Genomic DNA, 6,288 nt, shown 5'->3' with positions numbered 1-6,288 from the left:
CCGCCAAGAGCGGCTGCGATCTGGTGAAGTAAGCACGATGGCGGTTTCCGCAATTGAAACTCAGGAAAAGCCGCGGGTGGTATTGTCCGCCCGCGGACTGCGTCGCGATTTCGGCGGCTTCACCGCCGTCAAGAACGTCGATCTCGACGTGCATGACGCAAGCGTGCATGCGCTGATAGGCCCGAACGGCGCCGGCAAGACGACGGTCTTCAACCTGCTGACCAAGTTCCTGCAGCCGACATCAGGCACGATCACCCTGATGGGCGTTGACATCACGAAGACGCCACCCGACAAGGTGGCGCGCATGGGACTGGTACGCTCTTTCCAAATCTCCGCGGTCTTCCCGCACCTGAGCGTTCTCGACAATGTGCGTGTGGCGCTGCAGCGGCCGAACAATCTTTCCACGCAGTTCTGGCGGCCGATTTCGGCGCTCGACCGGCTGAACGAGCGCGCCGAGCAACTGCTCGCCAGCGTCGGGCTTTCCAAGGAGCGCGATCATATCGCCGCCGATCTTTCGTATGGCCGCAAGCGGGTGCTGGAGATCGCCACCACGCTGGCGCTTGATCCCAAGGTGCTGCTGCTCGACGAGCCGATGGCCGGCATGGGGCAGGAGGATGTCGGCGTCGTCTCATCCATCATCCGCGAGGTCGCCCGCGAGCGGGCGGTGCTGATGGTCGAGCACAATCTCTCCGTCGTCGCCAATATCTGCCAGCATGTCACGGTGCTGCAGCGTGGCGAGATCCTCGCCGAGGGCGATTATGCCACCGTCAGCCAGGACGAGCGCGTACGCGTGGCCTATATGGGTACGGAGGAGCATTGATGGCCGCTCTCCTCGAGGTCCAGGGGCTCAATGCCTGGTACGGCGAAAGCCATGTCCTGCACGGCGTCGATATGCGCGTCGATGAAGGCGAGACGATCACCATTCTCGGCCGCAATGGCGTCGGCAAGACGACGACGCTACGCACCATCACCGGCATCGTGCGGTCCCGGAAGGGCAAGATCAGCTTTGCYGGCAGCGACATGATGCAGGTGCCGCTGCACAAGACAGCGCATCGCGGCATCGGTTTCGTGCCGGAGGAGCGCGGCATCTTCTCGACGCTCACCGTTTCGGAAAACCTGCTGCTGCCGCCTGTCGTGGCAGCAGGTGGGATGACTCTCGACGAGATCTACGAGCTCTTCCCCAATCTCTACGAGCGTCGCGGCAGCCCGGGCACCAAGCTTTCCGGCGGCGAGCAGCAGATGCTGGCGATCGCCCGAATCCTACGCACCGGCGTCAGGCTGCTCATTCTCGACGAACCGACGGAAGGGCTTGCCCCCGTGATCGTCCAGCGCATCGGGGAGGTGCTGAAGACGCTGAAGGAGCGCGGCATGACGATCCTGCTCGTCGAGCAGAATTTCCGTTTCGCCAGCCGTATTGCCGATCGCTTCTATCTGATGGATCATGGGCAGATGGTGTCGGAATTCCCGGTCGGTGAACTGCCGCAGCGCATGGATACGCTGCACAAAGTTCTGGGAGTGTGACCAGATGACAATGATCTTCGGCATTCCCCTGCAGGCGCTGTTCGGCCAGCTGCTGATCGGCCTGATCAACGGTTCGTTCTATGCGCTGCTCAGCCTCGGCCTCGCCATCATCTTCGGCCTGCTCCGGGTGATCAACTTCGCCCATGGCGCGCAATATATGCTCGGCGCCTTCGTCGCCTACCTGCTGCTGACCTATGCCGGCATCGGCTACTGGCCGTCGCTGATCCTGGCGCCCGTGATCGTCGGCCTTGCCGGCGCTATCATCGAGCGGCTGTTCCTGCGCCGGCTCTACGATCTCGATCCGCTCTACGGCCTGCTCTTCACCTTCGGCCTGGCGCTCGCGGTCGAGGGCACCTTCCGCTATCTCTACGGCTCTTCCGGCCAGCCCTATGCGACGCCGGCTGCGCTTGCCGGCGGCGCCAACCTCGGCTTCATGTTCCTGCCGATCTATCGCGGCTGGGTGGTCGTCGTCTCGCTCGTCGTCTGCCTCGGCACATGGCTGCTGATCGAGAAGACCAAGCTCGGCGCTTATCTGCGCGCCGCCACGGAAAACGCCGTGCTGGTGCAGGTCTTCGGCGTCAACGTGCCGGTGCTCTTGACGCTCACCTACGCGCTCGGGGCGGGTCTCGCCGCCTTTGCCGGCGTGCTGGCGGCGCCGATCTACCAGGTCTCGCCGCTGATGGGCTCGAACATGATCATCGTCGTCTTCGCCGTGGTCGTCGTCGGCGGCATGGGATCGATCATGGGCGCGATCATCACTGGTTATGTGCTCGGCATCGCCGAGGGCCTGACCAAGGTCTTCTATCCCGAGGCTTCCAACATCGTGATCTTCGTCATCATGGCGATCGTGCTTCTTATCAGGCCCGCGGGCCTCTTCGGACGGGATGCGTGACATGGCTGACATCACCGAAACCATCCAAACGGAAAAAAGCCGAACCGCCCTTTCGGTGCAGGCGGGTTTTCTGCTGGCGGGGCTGCTGCTCCTGCTGCTGGCGCCGTTTTTCTTCTATCCAATCTTCCTGATGAAGCTGCTCTGCTTCGCGCTCTTTGCCTGCGCCTTCAACCTGCTGCTCGGCTATACCGGCTTGCTTTCCTTCGGCCATGCCACCTTCTTCGGTGGAGCGGCCTATTTCACCGCCTACACGGTGAAGGCATGGGGCCTGCCACCGGAACTCGGCATCCTGATTGGGGTGGTGGGCGCGGCGTTTCTCGGCCTCGTCATGGGATTCTTCGCGATCCGCCGTCAGGGCATCTATTTCGCAATGATCACGCTGGCGCTGTCGCAGATGTTCTTCTTCTTCTGCCTGCAGGCGGAGTTCACCGAAGGCGAGGACGGCATCCAGTCGGTGCCGCGCGGCCATCTCTTCGGCTTTATCGATCTGAACAGCTCGACCAACATGTATTATTTCGTGCTGGCTGTTTTCATCATCGGCGTGCTGATCATCTGGCGCTTCATCAATTCGCCCTTCGGCATGATCCTGAAATCGATCCGCGAAAATGAGCAGCGGGCAATCTCGCTCGGTTATTCCGTAGCCCGCTACAAGCTCGGCGCCTTCGTCATGTCGGCCGCGCTTGCGGGGCTCGCGGGTGCTGTGAAATCGATCGTCTTCCAGTTTGCGACGCTGACCGACGTCGCCTGGCAGATGTCGGGCGAAGTGATCTTGATGACGCTACTCGGCGGCATCGGCACGCTGATCGGCCCGCTCTTCGGCGCCGGGCTGGTGGTGGCGCTGGAAAACTACCTCGCCACCTCGGAATTCCCGGTGACGATCATCACCGGCATCGTCTTCATGGTCTGCGTGCTGATCTTCCGCCGGGGCATCATCGGCGAATTCTACGCCTCGCGGCTGGGGCGGAAACTGGGCTTCGTCTATCGCCGCTGAACGGGCGGCGGCGCTGCGACTCTTCCTCTCCCCGTGCTGCGGGGAGAGGGAAGCGGCAAGCATCTGGAGTCTCGTGCGGGGCATGGATCGTTACGACTACATCATCATCGGGGCAGGCAGCGCCGGCTGCGTGCTCGCCAACCGGCTGTCCGCCGATGGCAGGAGCAGGGTACTGCTGCTCGAGGCTGGCGGCAGCGACAACTACCACTGGATCCATATTCCGGTCGGTTATCTCTATTGCATCAACAATCCGCGCACCGACTGGTGCTTCACCACGGCGCCGGAGGCGGGGCTGAACGGCCGGGCGTTGAGCTATCCGCGCGGCAAGGTTCTCGGCGGCTGTTCATCGATCAACGGCATGATCTACATGCGCGGCCAGGCGCGCGATTACGACCTCTGGCGGCAGATGGGCTGCACCGGCTGGGGCTGGGACGATGTTCTGCCCTTCTTCCGCAAGTCCGAGGATTTTTATCGCGGCGAAGACGAGATGCATGGTACCGGCGGCGAATGGCGCATCGAGAAGGCGCGTGTGCGCTGGGCCGTGCTCGATGCCTTTCAGCAGGCGGCCAGGGAAGCAGGCATCCCTGAGACCGCGGATTTCAACCGCGGCAGCAACGAAGGTTCCGGCTATTTCGACGTCAACCAGCGTTCCGGCATTCGCTGGAACACCTCGAAGGCCTTCCTGCGCCCGGCGATGAAGCGCTCCAACTTGACCGTCCTGACCAAAGCGCAGGTCCGGCGGCTGCTGGTGGAGGAGGGCGCCGTTGCCGGCGTCGAATTCCAGCATGGTGGCGTGGCGAAACGCGCCTATGCTGCGAAAGAAACCGTCCTTTCGGCCGGTTCGATCGGCTCGCCGCATATCCTGGAACTGTCAGGCATCGGCAGGGGCGAGGTTCTCCAGCGGGCGGGTGTCGATGTCGTCACCGAGGTGAAGGGTGTCGGCGAGAATCTGCAGGACCATCTGCAGCTGCGTCTGGCCTATAAGGTCACAGGCGTTCCGACGCTGAACGAGAAGGCGACGAAGCTGATCGGCAAGGCGGCGATCGGGCTCGAATATCTCGTCCGCCGCTCCGGGCCGATGGCAATGGCGCCGAGCCAGCTCGGCATCTTCACCCGCTCAGGCCCGGACCGGGAAACGCCTGATCTGCAATATCACGTGCAGCCGGTATCGCTGGAGAAGTTCGGCGATCCCGTCCATCCTTTTCCGGCGATCACGGCGAGCGTCTGCAATCTMAGGCCGGAAAGCCGGGGTTCGGTGCACCTCTCGAGCCCGGATTTTGCCGCCCAGCCGACGATCAGCCCGAAATACCTCTCGACGCAGCGCGATCGTGACATAGCTGTCCGTTCAATACGATTGACGCGCAAGATCGTCGCGCAGCCTTCCTTTGCCCGTTTCAAGCCGGAGGAATTCAAGCCGGGACCCGCCTATCAGACGGAGGCCGATCTGGAGCGGGTGGCGGGCGATATCGGCACGACGATCTTCCATCCCGTCGGCACCTGCCGCATGGGCGCCGACAGGGACAGCGTCGTCGATCCCAGGCTGAGATTCCGGGCGCTCGGCAAGCTGAGGATCGCCGACGCCTCGGTGATGCCGTTGATCACCTCGGGCAACACCAATTCGCCGACGATCATGATCGCCGAAAAGGCGGCAACAATGATCCTCGAAGACAATCGATAGGAGAAGACCATGGCAAGGATCGCATTCATCGGGCTTGGCAATATGGGCGGGCCGATGGCAGCCAATCTGGTCAAAACAGGTCATGAAGTCTTTGGCTTCGATCTTGCGGCTTCCGTGCTGAAGGCGGCCGAGGAGAGCGGCGTCAAACCGGCAAGCCATGCCAGCCAGGCGGTCAAGGACGCGGAGATCATCATCACCATGCTGCCGCAGGGCAGGCACGTACTGACGGCCTGGACCGATATCCTGCAGTCGGCAGCGCAAGGCACGCTGGTCATCGATTGTTCGACCATCGATGTCGACAGCAGCCGCAAGGCGCATGAGATGGCCAAGGCTGCAAGCTGCCTGTCGCTCGACGCCCCCGTCTCCGGCGGCACGGGCGGGGCGACCGCGGGCACGCTGACCTTCATGGCCGGCGGCTCGGAAGAGGCCTTCGCCAAGGCAAAGCCGATCCTCGAGGCGATGGGAAAGAGGATCGTCCATTGCGGCGAGGCCGGCGCCGGCCAGGCTGCAAAGATCTGCAACAACATGATCCTCGGCATTTCGATGATCGGCGTCTGCGAGGCCTTCGTGCTCGCCGAGAAACTTGGTCTCTCGCATCAGGCATTGTTCGATGTTGCCTCGACCTCGTCGGGCCAATGCTGGTCGATCAATACCTATTGCCCGGTGCCCGGACCGGTGCCGACCTCACCTGCGAATAATGACTACAAACCGGGTTTTGCCGCAGCCCTGATGCTAAAGGATCTCAGGCTTTCGCAGGAGGCGGCGCTGGCGAGTGGCGCGTCCACGCCGCTCGGCGCGGAAGCAGCGCAGCTTTTCGCGCTCTTCGAGAAGCAGGGCAATGGCGGAAGGGACTTTTCCGCCATCATCGAGATGTTCCGCGAGAAGGCTTAAGCGCCACGGGGTCAAGTCAACCCTTCGATACCGAGAAGCTGAGCCTGCTATTGCCGAGTTCGATGTCGATCTCGCCGGGTTCGGTCAGTTCGATCGCGCCGCTCAACGTGCCTGTGGTGATGAGCGCACCCGTCTTCAGCGATGTCTCGGGGCGCAAGCCATCATTGGCGTAATCGACGAGCCAGGTGAGAACGTCGCCCTTCGGATGCTGTGCCGGACCATCATAGATCGTGCGGCCGGCATGAGTGACCTTGAGCGGCGTTCCCCCGACGGTGTCGACAACGCTTTTTTCGAGCTTCGGACCGAGCACATAGC

6 protein-coding genes and 1 pseudogene are annotated in these 6,288 nt (G+C 62.6%); 6 read left to right on the top strand and 1 reads right to left on the bottom strand.

All coding sequences use genetic code 11. From position 1 onward, the window contains the following. Positions 1-37 precede the first annotated feature (37 nt). The 6 genes from AC1D1Z_RS32525 to mmsB all read left to right on the top strand — a co-directional run bounded on the left by AC1D1Z_RS32525 (position 38) and on the right by mmsB (position 5,973). A complete protein-coding gene (locus AC1D1Z_RS32525) occupies positions 38-820 on the top strand; it encodes an ABC transporter ATP-binding protein (protein ID WP_018448539.1) in 783 nt (260 codons plus the stop codon). Then, positions 820-1,521 carry an ABC transporter ATP-binding protein gene (locus tag AC1D1Z_RS32520; RefSeq protein WP_130729767.1) on the top strand — a complete coding sequence of 234 codons (702 nt, stop codon included), beginning with the start codon at positions 820-822 and terminating at the stop codon, positions 1,519-1,521. Before AC1D1Z_RS32525 ends, AC1D1Z_RS32520 begins: the two co-directional genes overlap by 1 nt. Positions 1,522-1,525: 4 nt before the next feature. Then, positions 1,526-2,413: a branched-chain amino acid ABC transporter permease gene (locus AC1D1Z_RS32515; protein ID WP_003547797.1), complete on the top strand. Its 888-nt coding sequence runs from the start codon at positions 1,526-1,528 to the stop codon at positions 2,411-2,413. A gap of 1 nt (position 2,414) precedes the next feature. Beyond that, positions 2,415-3,404, top strand: coding sequence for a branched-chain amino acid ABC transporter permease (locus AC1D1Z_RS32510; RefSeq protein WP_018246524.1), 990 nt, complete (start codon positions 2,415-2,417; stop codon positions 3,402-3,404). An 82-nt stretch (positions 3,405-3,486) separates the two neighbouring features. Then, complete coding sequence (locus AC1D1Z_RS32505) at positions 3,487-5,082, top strand: GMC family oxidoreductase (RefSeq protein ID WP_028732623.1); 1,596 nt, start codon at positions 3,487-3,489, stop codon at positions 5,080-5,082. A gap of 9 nt (positions 5,083-5,091) precedes the next feature. After that, a complete protein-coding gene (gene mmsB / locus AC1D1Z_RS32500) occupies positions 5,092-5,973 on the top strand; it encodes a 3-hydroxyisobutyrate dehydrogenase (RefSeq protein ID WP_028732622.1) in 882 nt (293 codons plus the stop codon). Between the two features lie 16 nt (positions 5,974-5,989). Here mmsB and AC1D1Z_RS32495 read toward each other — a convergent pair. Continuing rightward, positions 5,990-6,288: pseudogene (locus AC1D1Z_RS32495) on the bottom strand (2-keto-4-pentenoate hydratase); the annotation flags it as partial.

This window comes from Rhizobium sp. P1_E1 (genome assembly GCF_056406015.1).
This window is presented reverse-complemented; position numbering and strand designations above follow the sequence as displayed.

Excerpts from the sequence above, each read along its gene's own strand:
- AC1D1Z_RS32525 (WP_018448539.1), top strand. The coding sequence starts at position 38 with ATGGCGGTTTCCGCAATTGAAACTCAGGAAAAGCCGCGGGTGGTATTG.
- AC1D1Z_RS32515 (WP_003547797.1), top strand. The coding sequence starts at position 1,526 with ATGACAATGATCTTCGGCATTCCCCTGCAGGCGCTGTTCGGCCAGCTG.
- AC1D1Z_RS32510 (WP_018246524.1), top strand. The coding sequence starts at position 2,415 with ATGGCTGACATCACCGAAACCATCCAAACGGAAAAAAGCCGAACCGCC.
- mmsB (WP_028732622.1), top strand. The coding sequence starts at position 5,092 with ATGGCAAGGATCGCATTCATCGGGCTTGGCAATATGGGCGGGCCGATG.